This is a genomic window from Peribacillus huizhouensis (genome assembly GCF_014138605.1).
Taxonomy (GTDB): Bacteria; Bacillota; Bacilli; order Bacillales; family DSM-1321; genus Peribacillus; species Peribacillus huizhouensis.
Genome location: NZ_JACJHX010000004.1, coordinates 394,028 through 419,995, shown reverse-complemented (window position 1 = coordinate 419,995; position 25,968 = coordinate 394,028). Strand labels below are relative to the sequence as shown.

The following is a 25,968-nucleotide window of genomic DNA, read 5'->3' as shown; positions in this document are numbered from 1 at the left end:
GTTCTGAGTGCACTGTAAGAGAAATGATATAATGCTTGTTTTATATTTAGCTTGTTATTCCAACAAGATTTCAGTTCAAGGATGAAGTATGCAGACAATATGAAGCGTTAGGTGGGGTTACTAAATGGTTGAAGAAAAGATTGCCGTACCGACAAAGCAGCAAATTGCATGGCAAAACCTTGAAATGGGGATGTTTGTTCATTTCGGAACTAATACTTTTTGCGATCAAGAATGGGGAGAAGGGACGGATTCACCAGACGTATTTAATCCGACAGAACTGGATGCAAAACAATGGGTAAGGATTGCCAAAAAGACAGGATTGAAATACTTTATTCTCACTGCTAAGCATCATGATGGATTTTGCCTTTGGCCAACTGAAACGACGGACTATTCAGTGAAGTATAGTCCATGGAAAAATGGTCAGGGTGACATTGTTCGAGAGTGTGCAGAAGCGTGTCAGGAAGAAGGCATCCTTTTTGGAATCTATTTGTCACCTTGGGATCGTCATGAACCATGTTATTCGGACAAGAAAGCGTACGATGATTTTTATTGTACTCAATTAACTGAACTTTTGACAGGGTATGGACCTATTGTTGAGGTCTGGTTCGATGGTGCTGGCTCTGAAGGGAGAGAGTACGATTGGGCGCGAATTACAGGAGTTGTGAAAAAATATCAACCAGATGCGATGATATTTAACATGGGGCAGCCGACTATTCGATGGGTAGGGAATGAAGATGGTGTGGCACCTTATCCATGTTGGAATTCAAAAGGAAAAGCGAGAACCAGTATGTTTACAAATGAAGAAGTAAATTGGCTACCTGGAACACCTGAATGGCTACCGGCTGAGTGTGATGTTCCTATCAGGAAAAATCATTGGTTTTGGCATCCTAACGACGAAGATAGTCTTCTCTCCATCGACGAAATACTTAATATCTACTATAATTCAGTTGGACATGGGACAAATTTATTATTAAATGCTGCGCCTGATACTAGAGGATTAATTCCTAAACTTGATGTAGATAGATTACTGGAATTCGGTAATGAAGTAAAAAATAGATTTTCAAATCCGCTTGCCATTTGTTCTGGAGAAGGAACTGAACTGATTTTGGAATTACCATCTGAAATGGATATAGATCATGTTATCTTAAAGGAAGATATCCAATTTGGTGAAAGAATAAGAAAGTATGAGGTCCAAGCTTGGCAAAGTGGCACTTGGCATAACGTGGCTAATGGAACAGCAATTGGGCATAAAAAAATTGATAAATTAGACTCGATTCGTACGAATGCTTTAAGGTTAATAGTAGTAGAATCAATAAAAACGCCTAAAATATTGGAGTTTGCCTGTTATAATACGGGGAGGTAGCCTTTAATAGGAGTAGAAGATAAATTACTTATGGTTCTTAATCTGAGCTGCCAGTTTCCATTACTTATACGACATCTAAGATCAAGCAATGCCCTTTGGCCCAAGTGAGCTGAAGGGCATTGCTTGTTTTTGATAATAATTAGAAGCTAGGTGAAGGGAAGGAAAAAATATTAATCTGGCACGCATCTCAAATCTCGCTCAAAAAGTGTAGATTCCCGCACGAAACCCCTTCTTCATACTGGCACGGAAATATCCAAATTTGGCGCGCAAATTCGATTTCTGGCTCGTAATGGTTTTAACAAATATAAAGCTAGATAAATATAAGGTTCTTTCATCACTTCACATGAATCTATAAAATCCGTGATAGATTGCGATATTTACTTGGCGATATGCCTTCATATTTTCGGAAGAGGCGACTAAAGTAATGAATGTCGGCATAACCGATTTCTCTCCCAACTTCTTCAATTGAAAGATTCGTTTCACGCAATAGTAATCTTGCTTTACGAAGCCGAATCATTTGAACATATTCACCAGGAGGCATGCCCGCAATTCTTTTAAAAATTTTACTCATATGGTCATCATTCATATTTAAGTGTTTAGCGAGTTTTTGATTGGTCCACATTTCGGCAGGTTTTTCTTCAATGAGTACCATTAATTCAAGGATTCGATCACCGTGCATTGGAAAATGAGCTGGATTATATTCGGTTTGTGTACGCAGCAAAAGACCAAGGATATTTAATAAAAGTGCTTTGCAAATTAAAGTATACCCGAGAGGGCGCATCGTAAATTCATGGACTAGCTGTTTCATCAATTGAACACAAGATAATGAGGGCGTGTATAACGGATTCATTGAAAGGGGAGCAAATGATTCAGCAATCGCTTCAACCCCGAACTTATCAAACTGTACAGCTGACTCATTCACCACTATATCCGCTTCTGTCTGAATATCTAAATCTCCAAAGAAGTCAAAATGAATTCCGATGAATTGAGCAAATGGAGATGAAACGACTTCATTTTGATGGTAGATGCCAGCAGGGATGAATATCATTTGTCCAGCAGATAAACTATAGTGTTTGCCATCCAGTATCGTTGCTGCTTCGCCTTGTTGGACATATAGTAATTCGAAATCGTAAATCCGCCTTTTAGGTAATTTGCAAGGAGGCAGTTTTTGAGATTGTGCATAATGAATGTTTGGCGACCACTCACTGAATGCCGCTTGCTTTTTTTTAGGTGGAAAAAACTCGGGATTATGCAAAAAGGACTCTCCTTCCTCTAAATTCTTTCTGTGAAAAATTGTTATAATTGTTGTAGTTATTTAATTAATAGCATAATTAAACCCTAATAACAATCAAGTAGGTATTGTACAAAAAATAGGTGGTACAGCTATATCTTAATCTTGGAAAGTGCAACTAGAAATGTAAGCGTAATCAAACGCGGACCGAATCGGGATATTTCGTTTATGTATGGTAAGTACGATAAAAAGGGAGGCATTTCAAATGAAAAAAGGGATAAATATTTGGTCTTTTCCCGAACAGATGGCAATCGCGGAATGTATGCGCATTGCGAAAGATGCAGGCTTTGATGGAATCGAACTGGCTTTAACAGAAACAGGGGAATTAGGTCTGGAAATTCAAGATGGAAAAATAAAAGAAATTCGATCTATGGCGGATGAGCATGGTATTGAAATTAGCGGACTTGCGACTGGGTTATATTGGTCTTATTCGATGACAAGTGGAGATGTGGCAATTCGTCAAAAGGCGATCGATATTTGTAAAAGGCAGTTAGAGCTTGCAGCGGCTTTTGAAGTCGATACGATTTTAGTGATCCCAGGCTGTGTCGGCGTAGATTTCCAACCGAATTTCCCAACTGTCAATTATGAAAGAGCTTATGAGTATGCACTTAATGCCATGCAGGAATTGTCACAATCTGCAAAAGCAGCTGGTGTCAATATTGGGATTGAGAATGTTTGGAATAAGTTTTTATTGTCACCATTAGAAATGAGAAGTTTTATCGACACGATTGATTCGCCATTTGTTGGTTCGTATTTCGATGTGGGCAATGTTGTGTACTCAGGCTATCCAGAACATTGGATTCAAATTTTAGGAGAGCGCATCAAAAAGGTACATTTTAAAGATTATCGCCGTGAAGTAGGTGGACTTGCTGGTTTCGTAGATTTACTTGCGGGGGATGTGAATTATCCAGCAGTCGTTAAAGCGCTTCATGAGATTGGCTATAACAATTATGTGATTGCTGAAATGATTCCGAGTTATACACATCATTCTACACAAATTATCTATAATACTTCTAAATCGATGGATGCTATTTTAAAAGGTTCTGTGGAGTAAGTAAAGGAAAGGGGTAGAACGTATGTTAAAAGTAGGGATTATCGGTTTCGGATTTATGGGGCATATGCATTTTGAAAACTATCTCCGTTTGGCAAAAGAAGGAGTTCCTGTACAGTTAACCGCAATCTGTGATATTCGGATTGAAGAGTTGAAAAATGAACAAGTGGCCGGCAATATTTCAACAGATCAATCATCATATGATTTATCGTCATTTAACTTATATTCGGATATAGAAGAAATGCTCAAAAATGAACAGTTGGATATTGTCGATATTGCCTTGCCAACTTATTTACATGCAGATGTTTCATGTGATTTATTGGAACGCGGCTATCATGTATTTTGTGAAAAACCAATGGCATTAAACTCGATTGAGGCAACTCGCATGGTTGAAACAGCAAAGGAAGCAGGGAAAAAACTAATGATTGGTCATTGTCTCCGTTTTTGGCCAGCATATGAATATTTGAAAAGCTGTGTAGACGATGAACGTTATGGAAAAGTAACAGGGGGATATTTTTTTAGAGGCGGTGCGACTCCAAATGGCTGGTTTAGAGAAAAAGAAAAGAGCGGCGGCTGTTTAGTTGATATGCATATTCATGATACGGATATGATTCATTGGCTATTTGGTAAACCAGAAAAAGTATCTTCACTAGGAAGCAACGTTATACAGGGGAGCGGTTATGATATCGTTTCGACGAATTATATATATGGAGATAAAGTATTAAACGCTCAGTCGGATTGGACATTACAAGGAGATTTTGGATTTTCGATGACATATCGTGTCAATTTTGAACGTGGAAATATCATTTTTGAAAACGATCAAGTGAAAGTTAATCCAAATGATGCACCAGGATTTATCGCTGAGCTATCAGCAGATCGAGGGTATTATCGAGAACTTTCTTATTTTATTGATGCGATTATTAATAATACACAAATTACAGTGGCGCCACCTGAAAGTACTTTAGGTTCTCTTGAAATCATTGAAGCTGAAATACGTTCGGCTGACCATCATGGTGAACTTGTTGAGGTATCTAAAAAGGCGACAACAGCGATCTAGCACTATCATTGACATAGCTTTCACGATTTGCGAGTAGCTTGGCATGTCGAGTTATCGGAAAAATGAATATTTTGTTAGTTTAAAAGTCATGTAGATTGCGATTGCTTGGATTACTGTATATATGACCTATATAACATATCGATTTAAGCAATGATTGTTTTTATTTTACTAGAAAGATTATAAAGACATAAACAATCTAGGGGAGATGTGAATATGGCAAATGTAAATGTGGCATTTATCGGAGTTGGTGGGATTGCTGCGGAACACTTAAAACATATTAATCAAAATGAACATGCAAAGATCGTAGCGGTGTGTGATATTTCAGCAGATAGAGTGAAACAAGTGGGCGAGCAGTATGGTGCCAAAAGTTATACGGATGTAGATGAAATGCTCGGAAACGAAATAATCGATGCATTATTCGTTTGTGTGCCACCTTTTGCGCATGGTGAAATAGAAGAAAAAGCGGCGCAGCGTGGTATTCATTTACTTGTGGAAAAACCATTGGGACTTGAAATGGGAAAAGTCCTAGCAAAACAGAAGGCAATCGAGGCTGCGGGCATTATCTGTGGCTCAGGCTATTGCTTGCGCTATTTAGATACGGTAAAAAAAGCAAAAGACTATTTACAAGATAAGCAAATCGCGATGATACGCGGCCATTATATTACATCGTTTGTTCAAACACCTTGGTATCGAGAAATGGATAAGTCTGGTGGGCAAATAGTGGAACAATCAACCCATACGCTTGATTTAATTCGTTATTTAGCAGGAGATGTGGATACTGTATATGCGAATATGGCATTACAGGTGATGGAGGATATTCCTAGTATTGATATACCAGATGTTACTTCTGTAAACCTCAAATTAGCATCAGGTGCGATTGGCCATCTTGCTTCATCTTTCACACAAGCAGACCATTATTCAGGTATTGAAATTTTAGGCCGGGATTTTAGATTACTACTTGAAAATACGACGTTACACATCATTGAAAAAGAGCGTACGACTACCTTTAAATCGAAAGTAGATTTTTATAAAGAGCAAGATGATGCGTTTATTGAAGCAGTACGTCTTAATAGAAGGGACCTTCTGCTAGCTCCTTATGAAGAAGCAGTGAAGACTTTAGCCGCAACATTAGCAGCGAATACTTCAAGTGAGACAGGTCAAGCGATTCAGATGTCCCAATTTACCCCGCATTAACAGGCAGTAAGCCCCCCACCTCAAGGCTTAGAGGAATCGAAGAAGAGGAGGTGGGGGACAACTGCCCGTAAAAGCCCGATTGGTTCAACTAACAATCAGTGGGGGATGAAGAAAAACCCCCACTGATTGAAGTTTCACTTTATCTCAGCTTCTGCCGTTAGGTAATGTCAAGAAAATGAAAAAATGAGGTGGGAAAGATGACGAGGATTGCTGTTGTCGGTACAGGTACAATGGCAGCTTTACATGTAGAAGAATGGCTGCATGTAAAAGGATGCGAAGTAGTCGCTTTAGTTGGTCGAACGGAACAACATTTGAGCAATCTAGCAGCAAAATATCATGTGAAGGGCTTCTTTGATTTAGAAGAAGCTCTTAGACAAGTAGAGATTGATGTTGTGGACATTTGTGTTCCGACGCATCTTCATGAAGAAGTAGTTGGGATCGCTTGTATGGCGAAAAAAGCAATCATCTGTGAAAAACCATTAGCAATTAGCTCAGCTTTGGCAAAAAAAATGGTTGAACAATGTGCCGAATATCAAGTTCCACTTTATGTTGGGCATGTATTGCGATTTTCTCCTGAATATGTTGAAGCAAGAGAGCAAGTATTAAGTGGTGCAATTGGTAAACCAGGTATTATGAGATTGTCGAGAAAGGGGCCATATCCTAAAGGGCGGGATGATTGGTATAAAGATGAGGCGAAAAGCGGTGGCGTCGTATTAGATTTAGCAATCCATGATATTGATTGGCTTCGTTGGACTTTTGGTGAAGTGGAGCGTGTAATGGCAAAACAAATCAAACGAGAGAATCTTGATTATGCGCTCATTACGTTACGTTTCCAATCAGGTGTTATTTGTCATCTAGACGTATCATGGGGGGCTAAAAGCTTCGTAAGTTCCTTCGAACTAGCAGGGAGCAACGGAATGATTACATACCAAAGCAATGATCATGTACCGATTGTGATAGAAATGTTCAACGAGGAAAAGGAAGACCAGGAAAGAGTTGCAGTCCCAAGCTATATCGTACGGGATACGCCGCTAAAAAAACAACTGCAACATTTTATGGACTGTATTGAAAATAATGAATCCCCTATTGTCACGGCTATGGATGCGGTTTCAGCTATTTATGTAGCAGAATGTATCATCGAATCGATGAAGTCGGGCAAGCCTGTGGAATTTTACAAAGGGGGTATCTTAAATTGAAGATTGGGATTATTAGTTTTGCCCATATGCATGCAGTGAGTTATGCCGAGCATTTATCTCATCATCCCGATGTAGAGCTAACGGCTATTTGGGATGAAGATATTGAGAGAGGGAGTAAAATGGCCGAGCGTTTTCACTGTAAGTATTATTCTAATCTGACTAGCTTTCTCGAAACAAATATTGATGCGGTTGTTATTTGTTCTGAAAATGTAAACCATAAGCAGCATGTTATCGAAGCGGCAAAGATGAAAAAACATATTTTATGTGAAAAACCGATTTCAACTGAAGTAAATGATGCTAAGGAAATGATTCGAGTTTGCGAAGAAGAAGGAGTCATATTGCAAGTAGCTTTTCCTGTCAGATTTGTCCCAGCGGTAGAAAAGGTAAGGGAAGTGGTTCAATCAGGTGCATTGGGAGAAATTGTTGCAATTCAGGCAACCAATCATGGTCAAATGCCTGGAGGTTGGTTTATAGAGAAAGAAAAATCTGGTGGAGGAGCTGCAGTTGATCATATTGTTCATGTGATGGATTTAATCCGTTGGATCAAAAAGGATGAAGTGAAACAAGTGTATGCAGAGCTGGATACAAGATTTTATGATATCGCTGTTGAAGATTGTGGGATTGTCACATTGGAACTAGAGTCAGGTACGATCGTAACGATTGATCCTAGTTGGTCCAGACCGAGTACATTTCCGACATGGGGGGATGTAAAAATGGAGATAGTGGGGACTAACGGTACGATCTCGCTAGATGCTTTTAAACAGCATCTCGTCTTATTTAATGATCGTGAGAAGCGAGTGCAGCATATTGGTTGGGGCGATGATATGGATCTGGGGCTCATTAATGACTTCGTTGATTGTGTCAAACATAAGCGTGAGCCATCAATTACAGGAGAAGATGGACTTCGTACATTGGAAGTAGTGCAGGCCGCTTATGAATCAAACAAATTAAAACAAGCTGTTACTCTTACTAGAATATAAGTGTCCGTTTGCAGGTTACAATCTCGCGTGTTTTTATTCATGTACCGAAACTAAGTACTGGGGTGAACAGGCATGAAACTCGGTTTAAGCTCTTATAGTTTATTAGCGGCCTTACAGTCGAAAGAGATGGATATTTTGCAAGTGATTCAATGGATCAAAGACCATGGTGGCGAACATATTGAAATTGTACCACTGGGGTTTAGTTTGGATGATAACCCGCAATTGATTCAGTCAATTCGTCAACGTGCAGAAGATGTAGGAATTGAGATATCGAATTATGCGATTAGCGCTAATTTCATTGCAGCGACTAATGAAGAATATGAGCAGGAAATTGAACGAGTCAAAAAACAAGTTGACATCACTAATCTTCTTGGTGTGAAACTCATGCGTCATGATGTCGCATTACGGCCGATTCATGAGGCTTCGATTGCTCAGTTTGAGGCAGATTTGCCTAAGATCGTTCATGCGTGTAGACAAGTTGCCGATTATGCTGCAATGTTTGGAATAACAACAAGTATAGAAAACCATGGCTATTTTATTCAAGCAAGTGATCGCGTGCAAACCGTGATCAACCATGTAAATAGGGCAAATTTTAAAACGACTCTAGACATTGGCAATTTTATGTGCGTTGACGAGGATCCTGTTTCAGCTGTGAAAAAGAATATTTCAATAGCATCCATGATTCATATTAAAGATTTCTATCATAGACCATCCTATAAAAATCCTGGGGAAGGTTGGTTTCCGACTGCTTCAGGTAATTATTTACGAGGTGCAATCGTTGGTCATGGAGATGTTGATATGCGAGAAATTGTGAAGACCATTAAACAATCAGGCTATGATGGGTATATTTCGGTCGAATTTGAAGGGCTGGAAGAATGTAAACAAGGATCAAGAATAGGAATGGACAATTTACGCCGTCTTTGGGAAGAATTATAAACAGTCCAGAATAGTTTTTTATGTGAACATTGTGGATTTTAAAAGAGATAGCATTGATTTTATCTGTATAATCAGCTTGCAAAGCCATAATAAGCTTTTGCGGGCTGTTTATGTTTCAGAGTTTCCATTATGTTATGGGGAGTGGGCTCAGTTTCATTTTCGGATAAAGATTGATAATTATATAGTTTGATCTTTTTCGCTTTAGCATGTGTTGTGATTGGAAAAAACTGTTATGTTACTCCGTTACAGGACGATTAAATGGAATAAGGTAAATTGAGCGAACTGGAGGTAGTAAAAATAAAAGTAATTACAAGTTAATTAAGGGAGATTAATAATGAATATTAGGAAACTGAATATAGGTGAAAAACTTCCAATGGAATTGTTGTTATTGGCTGATCCTTCAAAAGATATTGTTGAAGAATATGTCAATAGAGGCGATTGTTTTGTAGCTGAAAGTGAACAGCAAATTGTTGGAGTTTATGTATTACTTCCAACAAGACCTGAGACAGTAGAGTTGGTGAATGTTGCAGTTGTAAAAGAACAACATGGTAGAGGTATGGGGAAACAGTTAGTAATGGATGCAATACAGGTAGCCAAGATAAAAGGTTATAAAACGATGGAAATTGGTACTGGAAATTCAAGTATAGAACAATTAGCTCTTTATCAAAAATGTGGTTTTAGAATTATTGGTGTTGATATGGACTTTTTTATTAAGCATTATCCAGAAGAGATTTTTGAGAACGGTATACAGTGTAGAGATATGATTCGCTTATCTCAAGATTTATAAACTGAACAGAGTGACCTAATAATCCGAAATGGCGCTATCCTATAACAAAGGATTAGCGTTAATTTTATTTTAGGGCCAAATAATTGAACAAGAAAAATGTATATTCATGTATATAGATGAGATTGTGAAATAGAAACAAAAATAACAGCCAATTGGCCCCTCCTTTACCATAATTCGCTCTCTTTCAACAATTTTCCCCCTATACTTAACCGTTTTCTTATACAATAAGAATAAGGTACCAATTGTCAGAAAGGGTAGGGCAGAAAGTCGTTATAGATCTTCAATTATTAACATACTTCAGCAATAAACTAATTTAGTGATACAAATAGGGGTTCTTCTAAAAGGAGTTGAATGTTTTTGTATAAAGCAATAGTAGTCGATGATGAAAAAAGCATAAGAGAAAGATTAACTCATTTTTTTCCATGGTCTGATGTTGGATTTGAAGTAGTTGGCTCAGCAGAAAATGGGTGTGAAGCACTTGAACTTATTAAACAGGAACTTCCCAATGTTGTATTGACTGACGTCCTTATGCCTGAAATGACAGGGTTAGAGCTTGCTAAAGAAATAAAATTATTATATCCCGAAATAAAAGTGATCATTCTTAGTGCTTATGATGACTTTAAATATGCACAAGATGCCATTCAGCATGGTGTGAAAGGCTATATGTTGGAACCGTTAACAAAAGGGGATTTTTACACTGTTTTTAACCAACTTGCGGGTGAATTAGATGAAGATACAGAATTGAGAAAAGAAAATGAAACAAATGAGAAATGGGATGCGCAAGAATTAATGCTTTTGGATTTAATAAAAGGTGAAAATTTACAAAAGTATTCTGAAGAATGGCATGAACAGAACCAAAATTTTAGGGTAGCAATTTTTTCATTTGAAAAAGTATTTAAAGAGACATCTACTTTCTCAATTAGACAGAAAATTAAAGAATTGGCGGTTGATTTTTGGGAGCGTTATCGTGTTCCGGTATTATTTTACGGCAATAGTTTAATTTTAATAATTACCGACCAAAAGCTGATGACAAGAAATGTTCTAAAACCGAAAATTTTAATGTTTGCAGACTCATTGCAACATAATCTAGGTGAAATTTTTAAAGGGGAATCAAATATTGTTGTCGGTGTTGGCAATGAAGCTCAATCGCTTCAAGAGATTAGCCGCTCTTATCATGAAGCGGTTCATGCTAGTAGTTATAAATATTTTAGTGAATATGAGACGGTCATCTTTCTTGAAGATTTAGCTCTTAACGAAGGATTCAACAATGACAAGGTAATCCAGTCTAATATACTAGACTATGTGAACGATTTTGAGGGGAAATTGATGGATTCTGTCCTTAAGGGAGAGATGGCGGAAATTTCAATGGATGTCCAATATTTCTTTGGAGCATTAGAACGATCAAAGGGACAGAATATTTCAGAAGTCCGTGCTTCCTGTTCCGAGTTTGTCATAATGCTAATCTTCAAGTTTAAAGAGAAGGGATTCACACTCCCATCTATCGATAATCAGCAAGTACTTGGAAAAATCTATGAAATTGATTCTTTAAAGGAATTAAAGAGATGGCTTCAACAAATTTTAGGCAATATTTCTTTAGATTTAACGAAAAATGATGATCAGAATGTTAATCGCTATGTGCTAATTGCGAAAGAATATGTGAAATCAAATTATCAGGAGAAGATTACACTAATAGAAATGTCGAATATCCTCTTCCTTCATCAAGCATACTTTAGTGGGATTTTTAAAAAAGAGACAGGTCAAAATTTTATCGATTATGTAAATGAGGTAAGAATTGAGAGAGCGGTGCAGCTACTAAGAGAGACGGATCATAAAGTGAAACTAATCTCTGATATGGTTGGATTTCATAGTCATTCATATTTTATTAAAGTATTTAAAAATGAAAAGGGTGTCACGCCAGTTACGTTCAGAAGACAGCAAAAAAGGTAACTCTGTTGGAGGTCAAGCATGAGGAAAAAAATAGGGATAGTGGGAAAGTACCCTTTTCAAAACTTTTTACTAATGTTTTCATTGATTGCAGTGTCGATTTTCCTTTTGCTAATAAGTTCTATTTATTATGTGGAAATAAAGAAATTTATTGAAGAAAAAAAAGAAGAGACTACCCAATTAAGAATGGATCAGATATCTAACGAAGTACAAATCAAGTTTAATAATATGTACGAGACAATGAACAATTTGAAGGCAAATGAAATTGTGATTCGATATATTGACGAATTGACTAGTTCTGAACTTAGTCCTTCCGAAAAATATTATCAGTTGAAAAGCCTTGAAGAATACTTGTATTCCATTAGAAAGAGCAACGAACTTGTTGATAGTATTCTGATTATTACACCAGAATCTCAATTTAGCTCAGACAGCAAATATGTAGATTACAAGTTTAATGGAATGAAATTTATAAATGAAGTAGAAAGTAATTATCATTTTGTATCGATCGGTGAGACAGACAAAATGATTGTGCATCCTTCATCAAGTGATGTGAACTGGAAAGAGGGAACTTACTCGAATAACTTGAATAATCAAATGTATTTTGGATCGAATATTGTCTCGGCAGACGGTCAACATAAAGGGGTCATATTACTTTTTATTAATATGAGTAGTTTAGATGACCATATTTTTTATGCAGATCAAATTGCTTTATTTGACAGAAAAGGAGAGATGCTTTTCAAAGGAAGTCAAGTAGATGGAAATATACCTAACGAGATAGATCGATTGGAACATCGTAAAAAAGGATTGTCATTAAAGCGAGATGATGTGGAACTCCATTATTCCAGCATTCCTTTTTATAAATTCCAACTCATTTATGCGGAACAATTAGGCTATTATTCAAAACAAATTCAAACAACATTGATAGTGATTGCTCTTATTTTTATTTTTACTGTATTAATTGCTTTTATATTTTCAAGAATAGTCGGTAGAAAAGTACTTCAACCTTTATATCAATTGTTATCATCATTAAAAGAATATGAGGAAAGCAGAAATTATCGCAGTCTTTTTCAAAAGCATCATAATAGGCGTATTAAAATGAGTTTACGAGAACGTTTCTTTTTTTATTTTTTAATGACCATTTTGCTGCCTCTTGTTATATTTATGGTGATCTTTTATTGGCAAACATCTAAAATCGTTACGGAGGATTTACAGGAAAGTTATCACACGGTACATGAAAAGATGGCACGGATTATGAGTAACGAGATTAAACAGCGAGAACTCATTATGGCGCGGATCGCACTTAATAATACGCTCCAGTATAAAATACAGAATAAGAAAAAGGATGAAATAGGACAAGAATTATTAGATAAAAAGAAATATTCCGAATTAATGAAACAGAATATTTGGATTTATAATCAAAATGGTGAATTTTTGTATACGAACAACTATAGTCATCCGAAACGATTAAATGATGAATTTTATCAAACTTTATTAAATTCTGACCGAAAAATAAGCTATACATTGGAAAGAAACCATTTTAATAATGTGACAATAATTATAGGGATGCCAATATTTTCACCTGACAATTATTCAAAAGCGATAGGTTACATTACGGCTGATATTGATAGTAATCAACTAGCAAACTTTTATTCAAACTGGCGTAAATCAGGTCTGGAATTGCAGTTAGTAGATCAAAATAATAAAATTATCTCTCATCAAAATCCACTCAAAATTGGTGGGGGTTTAAAACAGAAGGAAGATTTATCGGAAAATGACCATATTTATAGTACAAGAATAACAGAACAAGGTTGGAAATTTATTTCGAAATATAATTATACTGATATTCAAAAGCAGGTCAATCAATTGTTTATTAGTAATCTTTATTTGTTATTCATGATATTTCTATTGTTACTTGTTTTTTCCTACTGGATTTCTAAACGAATATTGAGACCGTTTAGCCAGTTGAACAAGTTATTCAATACGTTCGATTTAAAAGGGTCGCATCATGTAATTGCTGAACAATTTTCTGGAATTGATGAGGTAGATACACTAACTAGAAACTTCAATACTATGATTCAGCGGATGGAAGAGTTATTGCATGAATCGCTAGAGGCGAATAAAGAACGAATTCAACTGAAATATGAGAAGCGAGAGATTCAAATTAATGCTCTACAGTCACAGATTAACCCTCATTTTCTCTACAATACTTTGGATAATTTGATTTATCTCGTTGAGGCGAATGAAACGGATAAATCGGTAGATATGATCATTTCATTAAGTAGATTGTTCCGCTATATTACGAATAAAGAACAGGTAATGATCGCTATTCGAGATGAGCTAGCCTATACAAAGTCGTATATTAAAATTATGTCATACCGTTTTGATAATTTTGAGTGTATTTGGGATATTGATGAAGAAATATTGGAGTATAAGACCGTTAAGTTAATTATACAACCGGTTATTGAAAACTCGATACACCATGGTGCTAGAAAAACCAAGAATATGGTAACGATTCATATTTCCTGCAAACGCATAGGTGATACTGTGTGTATTGTCGTAAAAGATAATGCTCTTGGTATCAAGGAAGAGGAACTTTCTATAGTAAAAAAACAACTCATCTCAGAGGTGTTGAATAAATCAGGTATTTACAATGTTAATGGAAGGATCAAGCTTCATTTCGGTAGTACATATGGCCTTGATATAGAAAGTAAGTTCGGAGAAGGTACACAAGTTTCAATCGTTATTCCAATTGTTAAATAAGTTTTACGTAAAAGGTGTCCCAAAAGTCATGGAGTCAGCTCTCCCCACAATACTATCTTAGTTTAATTTGTGTATTAAATTATCTGGATATAGTACTGTGAGTGCGAGCTAGAACTTCAAATGGGACACTTTTTTGAATAATAAATAATATTTTTTAAATAGAAGTAGGAGATTTCATCTGGCAGCTTATTTTTTTAGGTAAAACGAAATATTCTTTACACTATTTTTACTAATGCTTAAAATAGTGATATTTTTTCTAAATATAGTAGAACTATTTTAAGTGGTTTTATATTATTCTGAAAACAGTAAACGCTTTCAAAAAAGAGAGAGGAGGAAATATAATGCAAACAGCAATTGAGAGGGCGGTTGAAGCAAAGCCCAAGCGTAAAGAAAATATTAATTGGGTTAGAATGAAGAAAATGAAGATGCTTTATTTTATGATGGCTATTCCGATGGTCATGTTATTTATCTTTCATTACATTCCAATGTATGGCGTTTTGATCGCATTTAAAAACTTTTCTCCTGGCTTAGGTATTTGGGATAGTCCATGGAATAACTTTGAACATTTTAAAAGATTGTTTTCCGATTTCTTATTTATTAGGGCATTGCAAAATACAATCGTGATTAGTCTATTAAAGTTATTAATTGTTTTCCCAGCACCGATTATTTTTGCGATTTTATTAAATGAAATTAAAAGCGAAAAATTTAAAAAGGTGAGTCAATCAATCTCGTACTTACCGCACTTTATGTCATGGGTTATTTTATCAGCGATGGTAATCGAAGTATTTTCTCCACAACGAGGCATTATCAACTATATTATTACATTCTTCGGTGGCGATGCTATTAACTTTATGTCTGATAAAGCTTCTTTTATCCCGATTTTAATCCTTACTGATATGTGGAAAGAGCTTGGGTGGGGAGCGATTATTTACTTAGCGACGATTACATCAATTGATCCTCAGCTATATGAAGCAGCAGAAATCGATGGAGCAGGAAGATTCCGTAAAATGATTCATGTTACACTTCCATCGATTATGCCAATGGTTATCATTATGTTTATTCTTCGACTAGGGGCTGTTTTAAATGCTGGTTTTGATCAAATTCTTAACTTGTACAACCCGTTAGTATATGAAGTTGCCGATATTATCGATACGTATGTGTATCGAAGTGGATTAGAGCAATTCCAATTTGATTATGCAACAGCTGTAGGCTTATTTAAAAACGTTGTAGGTATAGCGTTAATCCTTACTGCGAATGCGATTATTCGAAGAAAGAGCGAACACGGAATTTGGTAGGAAGGAGGATATAAAGATGGCGGTAAAAAAACGTAAAATATCTTTATTTGATATTCTAAATGTAACTGGGTTTACCTTATTTTCACTTATTGTACTATACCCTTTTTGGCAGACAGTTGTTTTATCCTTCTCAGATGCCGAAGCAGCATCTAGTCTCGGAGTCAATTTATGGCCGGACAGGTGGATACCAGACGCCTATGCATTTGTATTTTCATACCAAAATATTATGATCGCGTATTTAAATACAATTATTAGGACCGTTGTAGGAACGGTATTAATTGTTTCATTTACAGTATTAGCTGCGTATCCGCTTTCAAAAAAAGATTTACCATACCGAAACTTTTTTACAATCTTTTTCTTGATTGCAATGTTCTTTTCAGGTGGGATGATTCCTGATTATTTGCTTATTAAAAATCTTGGTTTAATTGACAGCCGCTTCGCATTAATTTTGCCTTCAGCAGTTAATGTATTCTTTATCATCATCATGCGAAACTATTTTATGACGATTGATAAAGGGCTTGAAGAATCAGCGATTGTTGATGGTGCCAATTATTTTCAAATCTTAATAAAAATCATTATTCCAATATCGAAACCTGTTATCGCAACTGTAGCATTATGGGCAGCGGTATATCATTGGAATGAGTGGTTCCATGCTTTAATATATATCCAAGACGATGCATTAGATGTTTTACAAACCGTCGTAAGGGATATGCTCGTTGCGATGGATCTTACACAAGCGGGCAGCCAAATGGGTGGAGGCGGCATGTCTAATGCTGATCTGATGTTGAGTAATGTGAGAGCTGCTACTGTAATCATCTCTATCGGTCCAATCGTTTTAATCTATCCATTTGTACAGAAATACTTTGTTAAAGGCATTATGATTGGTTCATTAAAAGGATAATGGGGGAATATACAATGAAGAAATATGCAAAGGTTCTTTCAACTGCAGCTTTAGCAAGTGCTTTATTTTTAACAGCTTGCTCTAATAATGAAGCAACTTCAGGGAAAAAGGTTGATATTGCTAGTTTGCCGGATGCTGGGGATTATTCAGATATCATTGAATTAAACTTATCTGGATCAGTGACAAAAGGAAAAGCGGAAGATGGTAACTATGTGCAAAAGAGATTAGAAGAGCAATTTAACGTTAAAATTATCAACACAAAAGTAGATACTTGGAATAAAGACCAAGTGAACTTAATGGTTGCTTCTGGTGATTTACCTGATACATTTGCTTTTAATGGAGAACCAAAGACAGCGAAAGAGTTGTTTGATGCAGGTCTAATTCGAACAATCCCGAAAGAAATGCTTGAAAAGTATGCACCACGTTATATGAAAATGTTAGAGGAAAACCCACCTGGACTTGATATGAACAAATCAGCAGGCTCCGATAATGAATATTTGAGTTTAATAGGTTTATATTCACATGTTGATGGATTAACTTGGACACCAACATTCCGTCTAGACTGGTTAGAAAAACTAGGGATTGACCCACCAGGGGAAATTAAACAAGTTGGCCCAAGCGGTGCACGTGAGAAAATTTACTATACGGATAAAGCTTATACACTTGAAGAAGTAGAAGAAATTTTTAAAGCGTTTACATTTGATGATCCAGATGGAAACGGCAAAAATGATACGTATGCGATTTCTCCATATAATGATCAAATGCACTGGGCAGTTTCATTAATGGGGGCATTTGGATTAGCTCCGGATTATAACTTTATCGAAGATGATCAATTAGTCGTTACAGAGATTTCTAAGAAATATAAAGAGTATTTGAAGTTATTAGCTAAATGGTATGATATGGGCTTAATTGACCCTGAATTTACAACACTTGATATTAAAAAGAGCTGGGAAAAATACAAACAAGGTAAAATCGGTTACTATACTGCACAATCTTCATATCTTGCAAATGATGACTGGACTAAAGGACGAGCTCCACAAAACCTTGTGGAAAATCCAAATTCTACTGCAAAAATTTTAGCTACTGCTCCGGAAATTGGTAAAGATGGAAAGCAGGGTGTTGCCTCATTTATACCAGTTGGTAATTTAGCAGATGCATTCTATGTTTCTAAAGATGTAACAGATGAGGAATTAGCAAGAATTCTCCAAATCTTTGATTATATCAACTTAGATAATGATGCAAGATGGACGCTTTATGGCGAAGTTGGCGTACATTCAGATTGGGAAGGAGAGCCTGAAAAATCTGCCTTAATAGTTCGCCCTGAATATGCAGCTGAAGAAGGAAATTCTGGCTTCTGGGCTTATAACTTCCGTACGTATGATAAAGAAAGAGTACAGTGGTTTACATCAGAATATACGATGAATCTGAGAAAAGAATTCTTTGCTCGTGATGATGTAAAAGAAAATATGTTAATTCGTCCATATAAATGGGATGTTTTAAATAAAACAAAAATGAAAGAAATGCAGTTGCGCTACAAAGGAAACCTAAAAACAATCGTCGATGAATTTAGAATGAAAGCGATTGTAGGGGAGATTGACATCGATAAAGAATGGGATAAATATGTTGAAAACTGGTTGAATAATGGCGGAAAAGATGTTCTTGCTGAGATGGATAAAGCAGACAAAGTATCAGATTTAATGAAGTAATAAGGAAATAAGCAGTTTTCTATGGAAGGGTCTACCTGTACACGCTTTATAGTAGATGACTAGGTACGACCCTTTCATAATAAGCAGTCTTCTTGGGATTTGTCATTTTGTTAAAGATAACCTGATATGGTTGATAAAGATATGTCCATTATCAGGAAAATAGCGTAGAAAAGGGTATTAAGCATTCTTTTTTTATTACATATTCCAGCTTGAATGTAGAACATAATGAAATTAGAGTATCTATTATTAAAATAAAAGGAGCTATTCACATGTCTAATATCCATTCAGAAGCGATCTTTTATCCAGGTTTTGCAGATTCTAAATCATATCGAATACCATCTATGATTACAACATCGAAAGGAACTGTCATTGCAGGAATCGATGCAAGGCTTGTTGATCAAAGAGACAACCCTAATAAAATTGACGTGACGATTCGCCGTAGTGTGGATAACGGAGAAACATGGGGATCTGCGCAAAAATTAGTTGCCTATCCAGGGGAAGGGTTAGATGGAGCAGCGGCAATTGATACATCACTTTTAGAAGATGAAGAAACTGGCACGATATTTATGATTTTCTGCCATAGTCCAGGCGGAGTTGGTCTTTGGAATAGTGAATCAGGAATTGGCTTTGATTCAGATGGGCGTCGGAAATTGTATGATCAAAACGGTCATATTTATTTCCTTGCAAAAGATGGGCAAGTCTATGATTCAGACAACAATTTAACAGACTATACAGTAGACGATCAAGGAACTGTAAATAAAGAGAATCAGCTACATGGAAATATCTATTTGAAAAAAGGAATCGATGCAAATGAAAGTTTACTAGAAGCGAGAACTTGCTTTTTACAAATCATTCAGAGTGAAGATGATGGCTGTACTTGGTCAAAACCAAGAGAATTGAATGTCATGGTGAAAGAAGAATGGATGAAGTTTATTGGCTCAGGTCCAGGGCGTGGGATTCAATTAAAGCAAGGGAAACATGCAGGCAGATTAGTTTTCCCAATTTACTTCTCTAACGAAGCAGGTCACCTGTCCTGTGCTTGTATTTATAGTGATGATTATGGATTAACATGGCAGCGTGGGGAATCGCCAAATGATGGAAGAGAATTGGACGGTGAAATTCTATCCGCTGAAACAATCTCAGAAGGTAAACAATATTTGACAGAATCGCAAGTAATTGAATTGCCTACAGGTGAATTGAAATATTATTTACGTAATCATTATGAAATTAAAAGGACTGCTGTAACAACTAGTAAAGATGGTGGGGAAACATGGGAGGAAGTAACCTTTGACATGGCTTTGGTCGATCCAATTTGTCAGTCAAGTGTAGCGCTCTATCCTGATCTAGGAGATGGAAAAGTAAGGGTATTATTCTCAAATCCAAATGATGAGGAGACTAGGATCAAAGGAACCGTTCGCTTAAGTGAAGATGGTGGGAAAACATGGCCATACAGTAAAGTAATTGAAGAAGGTTTTTATGGATATTCTTGCTTAACTGTCCTTCAAAATGGGGAGATTGGAGTCCTATACGAACGAGTTCACGATTATAACGATTGGAATAAAATGGATATACAATTTAGTAAATTTTCTTTAGAATGGCTGAAGTCATAATTTTTTATCTATATGAACGAAGAATTAAGTTCACCATGTAAAGGTTTCTGGAGAAGTTTAGATATTTTCCGAAAAACAGAACTAATAATCAGTAGGGGATAAAGTATCTCCTACTGATTGAAGTACTACATAAAAAGTATGGAGTGATAACCGTGCAACAGCTTCCGTTAATTGAAAAGATGATTCATGGTGCTGTATCCATTGAAAAAACAGAAACATATATGAAACCGTGGCGGTTACCTTATAGTCAAGCTGAATTATTTTTACCGAATGGTATTGGTGGTCAGGCTGAATTGCCAGCCGGTGTAAGAATTGTATTGCGCAGTAATACAAGGCAGATAAGAATTGGACTACTAGCTGTATCTGAAATGATGCAAATGGATTGTTTAGTCAATGGTATCTTGAACAAAGCTTTGCTTATTCATTCAGGAGAAACCTATGCCAATTTTAATGATCTTTCAGATGGATCAAAGCTAATTGAAATTTATTTATCGCAAAAAACAGCTGTCTCGATTACAGACATTTGGATCGATGAAGGTGCAGAGTGGGAACTTGTAGAAGATTCACGATTGCATTGGATTACGTACGGCAGTTCTATAACGCATTGTTATTACTCTGAAAGTCCATCAAAAACTTGGCCAGCATTAGTTTCTAATAAACTAGATTTTAATTTAACTTGTCTTGGCTATAGCGGAAATTGCTTTTTAGAACCGATGGTAGCTCGAATGATTCGTGATATGCCGGCAGATTTCATTTCTATTTGTGCAGGAATTAATATAATAAGAGGTAATGCACTCTCAGATCGAACGTTTCAAGCTGCCTTACTAGGTTTTATTCAAATTATTCGAGATAAACAAAAAGATGTGCCGATTGCTATTATTTCTCCAATCTTTAATCGAGAATTTGAAAAAGTAGAAAATAAAGTCGGTTTATCGATAGAGAAGACAAGGAAGGAAATACTTCAAGTGATTGAAATCTTGAAGAATGCTGGCGATCAACATTTATATTATTTTGATGGGCTGGAATTGTTTGGTGAAGATTTTGAGATGTATATGCCTGACGGACTTCATCCTAATGCTGAAGGCGACAAAATAATGGCTGCTCGCTTTCAACAAATGGTCGAAGCAAATGTGCCGGTCCAGGGCAAAGAAAAAATGAAAAAGTAATCATTAAAATATTCATATAATGATAGGTACCAAGAAAAGAGGGTGGGATGATGTTCTTAACAGGTGGCTATATGGGTAAATTAAATACGGTCATGGAATGGATTGCTAGGTTCTTTATTGTTCAATTAATATGGATCCTTTTTTGTATTATAGGGTTATTTGTAGGAGGAGTTTTCCCTGCCACTTTTACGATGTTTGCGATTTGCAGGAAATGGATTAATAAGCAAACGGAATTTCCTCTATTTCGTACGTTTTGGAAATTGTACCGTGCTTCTTTTTTTAAGGCAAATATATTGGGATGGGTTATGGTTGCGACAGGCTTTAGTCTTTTTTATTATTTTCAATTATTTAGAGGAGCAAATGATACAATCCAACTGGTATTATTTTTTGTCGTTTCAGCAATGTCTATCGTATATTTGATGACAATCATGTTTGTTATTCCGGTATTTGTCCACTTTGATATTAAACTAGCTAATGTCATGAAGTATGCCGTCATTACGGCCATTTCCAATCCAATTCAAGTGATCAGTATGGCTGCTGTCATCGCTATCTTCAGTATGATCATGATCCAGTTTCCAGGACTCTTTCCATTCTTTAGTTTCAGCTTGTTGGCCTATTCCCTTATGTGGCTCGCTAACACTGCATTTGTCAGCATGGAAAGGAGGGTTTCTAAATTAAATGGGACAACTCGTGTAGCTGAAATTGCCTCAAATGAATCAAGATAATTGCAGTCTAGGATGCGAAAAATTAAAAATATAGTAAATGCCTGAACGATAAAAGCTGAACACATTACTAAATGGTTTAGCTTTTTACATTTTTGCAAGTTTTAAATAACACACTTTTGATTAGTTCTTCTATTCGAACTGTAAGTGAATGTTAGGGCAGAGTAATGGGGCGAAGAGTTCTAGATATCATCAAGGGAAACAAGTAAGTGAATTTTTCCGTGACCACCGATCCGAGGAACAGGATGCGCAGCTTATTGGCTTCAGTTCCTATTTCCTAGAATAATTTAGTATAGAACTAATTTCCCTTGATTTAAAAGAATGATTTCAAAGTGGTGGAAATAATGTTTGAAGTGGAGCTGTGTTGTGAAATGGATTATTCATTTAATATTTTGTGCAAAACAAAAGTTGGCAGCGGTGAATAATATGTTTAAACTTTGAATATATGGCACAACTTCTGGGTTTTGGCTAACTCTTAATGATGATATCGATTAGTAATTGGGGGATTGTGCAAAAATAAATCTTCCTCCTTCCAACTGGGGAAAGTGCAAAAAAACAAGCCACTTTGCTATTTTACGTCATTGATTGGAAAAAATATCTTTAAAACAAAAGTGAAAACGCTTTTATTTCCAGATAATAAAGTGTAGAATGGTGGAGAATAAAATGCAATGTGAATAGATAGATTGATAGGGGAGTCGTTTAAGAGAAACGAATCTACATATTTATTCATTTGTGCAAACGATTTCACAAAATGCTTCTTGTGAGAAATAATAAAAAAGGGGATGGGTTCATTGAAATTGAAAAAAGTATCAGGTATTGCCTCAGCAGTATTAGCATCATCGTTATTCTTAGCAGGATGCTCTTCATCCGATAAAGCCTCTGGGGATCAGATTACATTAGACGTTTTCCAATTTAAAGTAGAATTCAAGAATCAATTTGAAGAATTGGCGAAAGCTTACGAAGAAGAGAACCCTGATGTGAAGATAAAAATATCTACAGTTGGGGGCGGAAATGATTATAAGCAATCTTTAATTACGAAGTTTACATCTAAAGAAGAGCCGGCCATCTTCAATGTCGGTGGACCTACAGATGTTGAACAGTTTGGTGATCGTTTGACAGATTTAAGTGACACAAAGGCAGCAAAAGCAGCTTTGGATGGCACACTTGATGGCGTTACTATAGACGGTAAAGTACTTGGCTTACCATTTAACCAAGAGGGGTACGGATTTATTTATAACAAACGTATTTTTAAAGAAGCTGGCATTAACGCTGAAGAGCTTACCTCTTATGAAGCGTTGAAAGAAGCGGTTGAAAAATTGGATGCTAAAAAGAAAGATTTGAAAATCAAAGCAGTATTTGCATTCCCTGTTAAGGAAAAGTGGGTAACAGGTAACCATCTTTCCAATGTTTTCTTAGCTTCTGAATTTGATGGAAACGTAATGACTGCCTATGAATCTCCAACTGTTGCCTTTACAAAAGGAGATCAGTTGAAACAAATGATTGATCTACAAAATGAGTTTTCTGTACAACCGACAACAAGCCTTGATTATTCCCAACAAGTGGAGGAACTTTTCTCCCTTGAGCAAGTTGCCATCATACAGCAAGGTAACTGGGTGTATAACACCGTCAATGATATGGATCCAGAGCTAGCAGAAAAGAATATTGGGATCATTCCAATTCCAGTAGATGGTGAAGCAAAAATGCCGGTTGGCGTACCGAATTATTGGGCGGTTAACAATAAGGTAGATGATGAGGTAGCTAAAGAAGCCAAGAAATTCCTTGATTGGATGTACACTTCTGATACTGGTAAAGAAGCAGTGTTAAAAGACTTTAAATTTATTCCTGCTTATGAAGGATATGATTCTTCGAAAATCGCAGACCCGTTATCAAAAGAAATCTATGAGTATTCTGCAGATGGAAAGACAATTGGCTGGACATTTCAAGGTTCACCGGTTGGTTGGAATGAGGACCAATTCGGAGCAAGCGTACAAGCTTATGTATTGGGAGAAATGACGTGGGACGAATTGATTCAAAAGAATATCAAAGCTTGGGAAGATATTCGAAGTGGTAACTGATTAAGCAGTTTGCTAGTAAATCATTCAGTGGTGGAGTGGGTATCTGACCTGTTATATACGGATGAGCTGCTCCATCATAAAAAAATCTAATATTATATGTTTTTTATCAGCTTTTGTATCTAGCGTAAGCAGCCTAGCTTCCTTGAGGTCACAAGTAATCCGGGGCAAGAGAATTACAGGGAAATTTTTCTGTGTATCTCGGCTTGCGCTTTTCAAAAAGGAGGCGTCTCAAATGAAAAACCGAGATTTATCATTTTGGCTATTTTTAGCTCCTGTGCTCGTCGCCATCTTCATTGTCGTGATTTACCCATTACTTACCGGTCTATATTATTCATTTACGAATTGGGACGGTCTCCGGATCTCAAAGTTTGTTGGATTCGATAATTATATCAAATTATTTCACGATAAAGAGTTTGGGGATGCATTCTGGTTTACTATTAAATTTTCCATTGCGGCCATTATTGTTATCAACATTATTGGGTTAGGGCTTGCGTTAATTGTGACTCAGCATATTAAGTCAAGCAGCTTTCTGCGAACAGTTTTCTTTATGCCAAACTTAATAGGCGGCTTGATTTTAGGATTCATCTGGCAGTTCATTTTTACAAAGGCATTTGCTTCAATAGGCGAGTCAATGGGGATTGAAGGTTTGCAAGGCTGGCTTTCAACAACGGAAACTGGTTTTTGGGGATTGGTCATTTTGACATCCTGGCAAATGGCTGGATATGTCATGATTATTTACATTGCTTATCTGCAATCGGTACCAGAAGAATTGATTGAGGCAGCACAAATTGATGGAGCGAACAGGCTCCAGCGCTTTCGAAACATTACGGTTCCTATGATTGCGCCGGCATTCACGGTAAGCTTATTTCTTACATTGTCAAACTCGTTTAAAATGTATGACCAAAACTTGTCACTAACAAACGGTGGGCCATTTAATTCAACGCAAATGGTTGCGATGGACATTGTAAAAACGGCCTTTACAGAAAATTCAATGGCGTATGCACAGTCTAAAGCGATGATCTTCTTTGTCACAGTCGCTGCCATTTCCTTATTGCAAGTGTACTACAACAAGAAAAAGGAGGTTGAATTATAATGTTCAAAAACCAAAAATCCCTCCTTCTGGAAATCATCGGAATCCTTTTAGCAATTGTATGGCTTGTGCCATTTTATTTAATGGTAGTCAATGCATTTAAAACAAAGCGTGATATCTTCGCAGATACACTTGGTCTACCTGAAGAATGGACATGGGATAACTTTGTGCAAGCGTTTGTACAACTTGGATTTATTAAAGCTTTCGGTAATTCATTGTTCATTACGGCTATTAGCACATTAATCATCATCATTTGTTCAGCGATGGCAGCATATGCATTATCAAGAAATAAGAGCAAGCTTAGCACGGTAATTTTCTTTATGTTTGTAGCTGCAATGCTGATTCCATTCCAAGCGGTTATGATTCCGCTCGTATCACAGTTTGGTCAACTTGATATGCTGAACCGCAGTAGCTTGATTTTCATGTATTTAGGATTTGGGGCGAGTTTATCCATTTTTCTTTATCATGGGGCATTAAAAGGGATTCCGGAATCGTTAGATGATGCAGCCAAAATTGATGGTTGTAATAAATTTCAAACATTTTGGTACATTATTTTCCCACTATTAAAACCGATGTCGGTAACGGTCGGAGTATTGAATGTTATCTGGATTTGGAATGATTATCTATTACCATCCCTTGTCATTGGAGGAAATGGGACGGAAACGATTCCGCTTCAATTATTCTTCTTCTTTGGGCAATATACGAAACAATGGCATCTTGCGCTGGCAGGATTATCAATTTCGATACTACCTGTCATCATTGGGTATTTCTTTGCTCAAAAGCAAATCATTAAAGGAATTGCTGATGGAGCTGTGAAATAATTGCAGTTCTCTATTTATTCTTA

Annotated in this window: 20 protein-coding genes; 19 read left to right on the top strand and 1 reads right to left on the bottom strand. The window is 36.4% G+C overall.

Annotated features, from left to right (window positions below; genetic code table 11):
• Nucleotides 1-124: 124 nt before the first annotated feature.
• Nucleotides 125-1,363 carry an alpha-L-fucosidase gene (locus HNP81_RS09490; protein ID WP_182502449.1) on the top strand — a complete coding sequence of 413 codons (1,239 nt, stop codon included), beginning with the start codon at nucleotides 125-127 and terminating at the stop codon, nucleotides 1,361-1,363.
• Between the two features lie 349 nt (nucleotides 1,364-1,712).
• Here HNP81_RS09490 and HNP81_RS09485 read toward each other — a convergent pair whose 3' ends face one another.
• Nucleotides 1,713-2,618, bottom strand: coding sequence for a helix-turn-helix transcriptional regulator (locus tag HNP81_RS09485; RefSeq protein WP_028389773.1), 906 nt, complete (start codon nucleotides 2,616-2,618; stop codon nucleotides 1,713-1,715).
• Nucleotides 2,619-2,859: 241 nt separating this feature from the next.
• Here HNP81_RS09485 and HNP81_RS09480 point away from each other — a divergent pair, with 241 nt between their 5' ends.
• The 18 genes from HNP81_RS09480 to HNP81_RS09395 all read left to right on the top strand — a co-directional run bounded on the left by HNP81_RS09480 (nucleotide 2,860) and on the right by HNP81_RS09395 (nucleotide 25,945).
• Entirely contained in the window at nucleotides 2,860-3,708 is an 849-nt protein-coding gene (locus tag HNP81_RS09480) for a sugar phosphate isomerase/epimerase family protein (RefSeq protein WP_182502448.1), read from the top strand.
• 22 nt (nucleotides 3,709-3,730) lie between these two features.
• Nucleotides 3,731-4,762, top strand: a complete 1,032-nt coding sequence (locus HNP81_RS09475; RefSeq protein WP_182502447.1) for a Gfo/Idh/MocA family protein — start codon at nucleotides 3,731-3,733, stop codon at nucleotides 4,760-4,762.
• A 213-nt stretch (nucleotides 4,763-4,975) separates the two neighbouring features.
• Nucleotides 4,976-5,956 (top strand): Gfo/Idh/MocA family protein, encoded by a 981-nt coding sequence (locus HNP81_RS09470; RefSeq protein WP_182502446.1) that lies wholly within the window; start codon nucleotides 4,976-4,978, stop codon nucleotides 5,954-5,956.
• 197 nt (nucleotides 5,957-6,153) lie between these two features.
• The gene (locus HNP81_RS09465) at nucleotides 6,154-7,152 is read left to right on the top strand and encodes a Gfo/Idh/MocA family protein (RefSeq protein ID WP_182502445.1); all 999 of its coding nucleotides are present in this window, start codon (nucleotides 6,154-6,156) and stop codon (nucleotides 7,150-7,152) included.
• Nucleotides 7,149-8,132, top strand: coding sequence for a Gfo/Idh/MocA family protein (locus tag HNP81_RS09460; protein WP_182502444.1), 984 nt, complete (start codon nucleotides 7,149-7,151; stop codon nucleotides 8,130-8,132). Before HNP81_RS09465 ends, HNP81_RS09460 begins: the two co-directional genes overlap by 4 nt.
• Nucleotides 8,133-8,204: 72 nt before the next feature.
• Nucleotides 8,205-9,068 (top strand): sugar phosphate isomerase/epimerase family protein, encoded by an 864-nt coding sequence (locus HNP81_RS09455; protein WP_182502443.1) that lies wholly within the window; start codon nucleotides 8,205-8,207, stop codon nucleotides 9,066-9,068.
• A 334-nt stretch (nucleotides 9,069-9,402) separates the two neighbouring features.
• Nucleotides 9,403-9,855 carry a GNAT family N-acetyltransferase gene (locus HNP81_RS09450; RefSeq protein WP_182502442.1) on the top strand — a complete coding sequence of 151 codons (453 nt, stop codon included), beginning with the start codon at nucleotides 9,403-9,405 and terminating at the stop codon, nucleotides 9,853-9,855.
• Nucleotides 9,856-10,212: 357 nt separating this feature from the next.
• The gene (locus HNP81_RS09445; RefSeq protein ID WP_182502441.1) at nucleotides 10,213-11,802 is read left to right on the top strand and encodes a response regulator; all 1,590 of its coding nucleotides are present in this window, start codon (nucleotides 10,213-10,215) and stop codon (nucleotides 11,800-11,802) included.
• Between the two features lie 18 nt (nucleotides 11,803-11,820).
• Complete coding sequence (locus HNP81_RS09440; protein ID WP_182502440.1) at nucleotides 11,821-14,559, top strand: sensor histidine kinase; 2,739 nt, start codon at nucleotides 11,821-11,823, stop codon at nucleotides 14,557-14,559.
• Between the two features lie 341 nt (nucleotides 14,560-14,900).
• Nucleotides 14,901-15,854 carry an ABC transporter permease gene (locus tag HNP81_RS09435; protein ID WP_182502439.1) on the top strand — a complete coding sequence of 318 codons (954 nt, stop codon included), beginning with the start codon at nucleotides 14,901-14,903 and terminating at the stop codon, nucleotides 15,852-15,854.
• Between the two features lie 16 nt (nucleotides 15,855-15,870).
• On the top strand, nucleotides 15,871-16,755 hold the full coding sequence (locus tag HNP81_RS09430; protein WP_182502438.1) for a carbohydrate ABC transporter permease: 885 nt from the start codon (nucleotides 15,871-15,873) through the stop codon (nucleotides 16,753-16,755).
• 14 nt (nucleotides 16,756-16,769) lie between these two features.
• Entirely contained in the window at nucleotides 16,770-18,461 is a 1,692-nt protein-coding gene (locus HNP81_RS09425; RefSeq protein ID WP_182502437.1) for a type 2 periplasmic-binding domain-containing protein, read from the top strand.
• A 269-nt stretch (nucleotides 18,462-18,730) separates the two neighbouring features.
• The gene (locus tag HNP81_RS09420) at nucleotides 18,731-20,071 is read left to right on the top strand and encodes a sialidase family protein (RefSeq protein ID WP_182502436.1); all 1,341 of its coding nucleotides are present in this window, start codon (nucleotides 18,731-18,733) and stop codon (nucleotides 20,069-20,071) included.
• 152 nt (nucleotides 20,072-20,223) lie between these two features.
• On the top strand, nucleotides 20,224-21,237 hold the full coding sequence (locus HNP81_RS09415) for an SGNH/GDSL hydrolase family protein (RefSeq protein ID WP_182502435.1): 1,014 nt from the start codon (nucleotides 20,224-20,226) through the stop codon (nucleotides 21,235-21,237).
• A 47-nt stretch (nucleotides 21,238-21,284) separates the two neighbouring features.
• Nucleotides 21,285-21,962, top strand: coding sequence for a YesL family protein (locus tag HNP81_RS09410; protein WP_182502434.1), 678 nt, complete (start codon nucleotides 21,285-21,287; stop codon nucleotides 21,960-21,962).
• A 779-nt stretch (nucleotides 21,963-22,741) separates the two neighbouring features.
• Nucleotides 22,742-24,034, top strand: a complete 1,293-nt coding sequence (locus HNP81_RS09405) for an ABC transporter substrate-binding protein (RefSeq protein ID WP_182502433.1) — start codon at nucleotides 22,742-22,744, stop codon at nucleotides 24,032-24,034.
• A gap of 232 nt (nucleotides 24,035-24,266) precedes the next feature.
• A complete protein-coding gene (locus HNP81_RS09400) occupies nucleotides 24,267-25,127 on the top strand; it encodes a carbohydrate ABC transporter permease (protein ID WP_028389789.1) in 861 nt (286 codons plus the stop codon).
• Nucleotides 25,127-25,945 carry a carbohydrate ABC transporter permease gene (locus HNP81_RS09395; protein WP_028389790.1) on the top strand — a complete coding sequence of 273 codons (819 nt, stop codon included), beginning with the start codon at nucleotides 25,127-25,129 and terminating at the stop codon, nucleotides 25,943-25,945. Before HNP81_RS09400 ends, HNP81_RS09395 begins: the two co-directional genes overlap by 1 nt.
• Nucleotides 25,946-25,968: the final 23 nt, after the last annotated feature.

What these genes read in the sequence shown, in the direction of transcription:
- HNP81_RS09490 (WP_182502449.1), top strand. Translation starts at nt 125, where the DNA reads ATGGTTGAAGAAAAGATTGCCGTACCGACAAAGCAGCAAATTGCATGG.
- HNP81_RS09480 (WP_182502448.1), top strand. Translation starts at nt 2,860, where the DNA reads ATGAAAAAAGGGATAAATATTTGGTCTTTTCCCGAACAGATGGCAATC.
- HNP81_RS09475 (WP_182502447.1), top strand. Translation starts at nt 3,731, where the DNA reads ATGTTAAAAGTAGGGATTATCGGTTTCGGATTTATGGGGCATATGCAT.
- HNP81_RS09470 (WP_182502446.1), top strand. Translation starts at nt 4,976, where the DNA reads ATGGCAAATGTAAATGTGGCATTTATCGGAGTTGGTGGGATTGCTGCG.
- HNP81_RS09465 (WP_182502445.1), top strand. Translation starts at nt 6,154, where the DNA reads ATGACGAGGATTGCTGTTGTCGGTACAGGTACAATGGCAGCTTTACAT.
- HNP81_RS09455 (WP_182502443.1), top strand. Translation starts at nt 8,205, where the DNA reads ATGAAACTCGGTTTAAGCTCTTATAGTTTATTAGCGGCCTTACAGTCG.
- HNP81_RS09450 (WP_182502442.1), top strand. Translation starts at nt 9,403, where the DNA reads ATGAATATTAGGAAACTGAATATAGGTGAAAAACTTCCAATGGAATTG.
- HNP81_RS09440 (WP_182502440.1), top strand. Translation starts at nt 11,821, where the DNA reads ATGAGGAAAAAAATAGGGATAGTGGGAAAGTACCCTTTTCAAAACTTT.
- HNP81_RS09435 (WP_182502439.1), top strand. Translation starts at nt 14,901, where the DNA reads ATGCAAACAGCAATTGAGAGGGCGGTTGAAGCAAAGCCCAAGCGTAAA.
- HNP81_RS09430 (WP_182502438.1), top strand. Translation starts at nt 15,871, where the DNA reads ATGGCGGTAAAAAAACGTAAAATATCTTTATTTGATATTCTAAATGTA.
- HNP81_RS09425 (WP_182502437.1), top strand. Translation starts at nt 16,770, where the DNA reads ATGAAGAAATATGCAAAGGTTCTTTCAACTGCAGCTTTAGCAAGTGCT.
- HNP81_RS09420 (WP_182502436.1), top strand. Translation starts at nt 18,731, where the DNA reads ATGTCTAATATCCATTCAGAAGCGATCTTTTATCCAGGTTTTGCAGAT.
- HNP81_RS09410 (WP_182502434.1), top strand. Translation starts at nt 21,285, where the DNA reads ATGATGTTCTTAACAGGTGGCTATATGGGTAAATTAAATACGGTCATG.
- HNP81_RS09405 (WP_182502433.1), top strand. Translation starts at nt 22,742, where the DNA reads ATGGGTTCATTGAAATTGAAAAAAGTATCAGGTATTGCCTCAGCAGTA.
- HNP81_RS09400 (WP_028389789.1), top strand. Translation starts at nt 24,267, where the DNA reads ATGAAAAACCGAGATTTATCATTTTGGCTATTTTTAGCTCCTGTGCTC.
- HNP81_RS09395 (WP_028389790.1), top strand. Translation starts at nt 25,127, where the DNA reads ATGTTCAAAAACCAAAAATCCCTCCTTCTGGAAATCATCGGAATCCTT.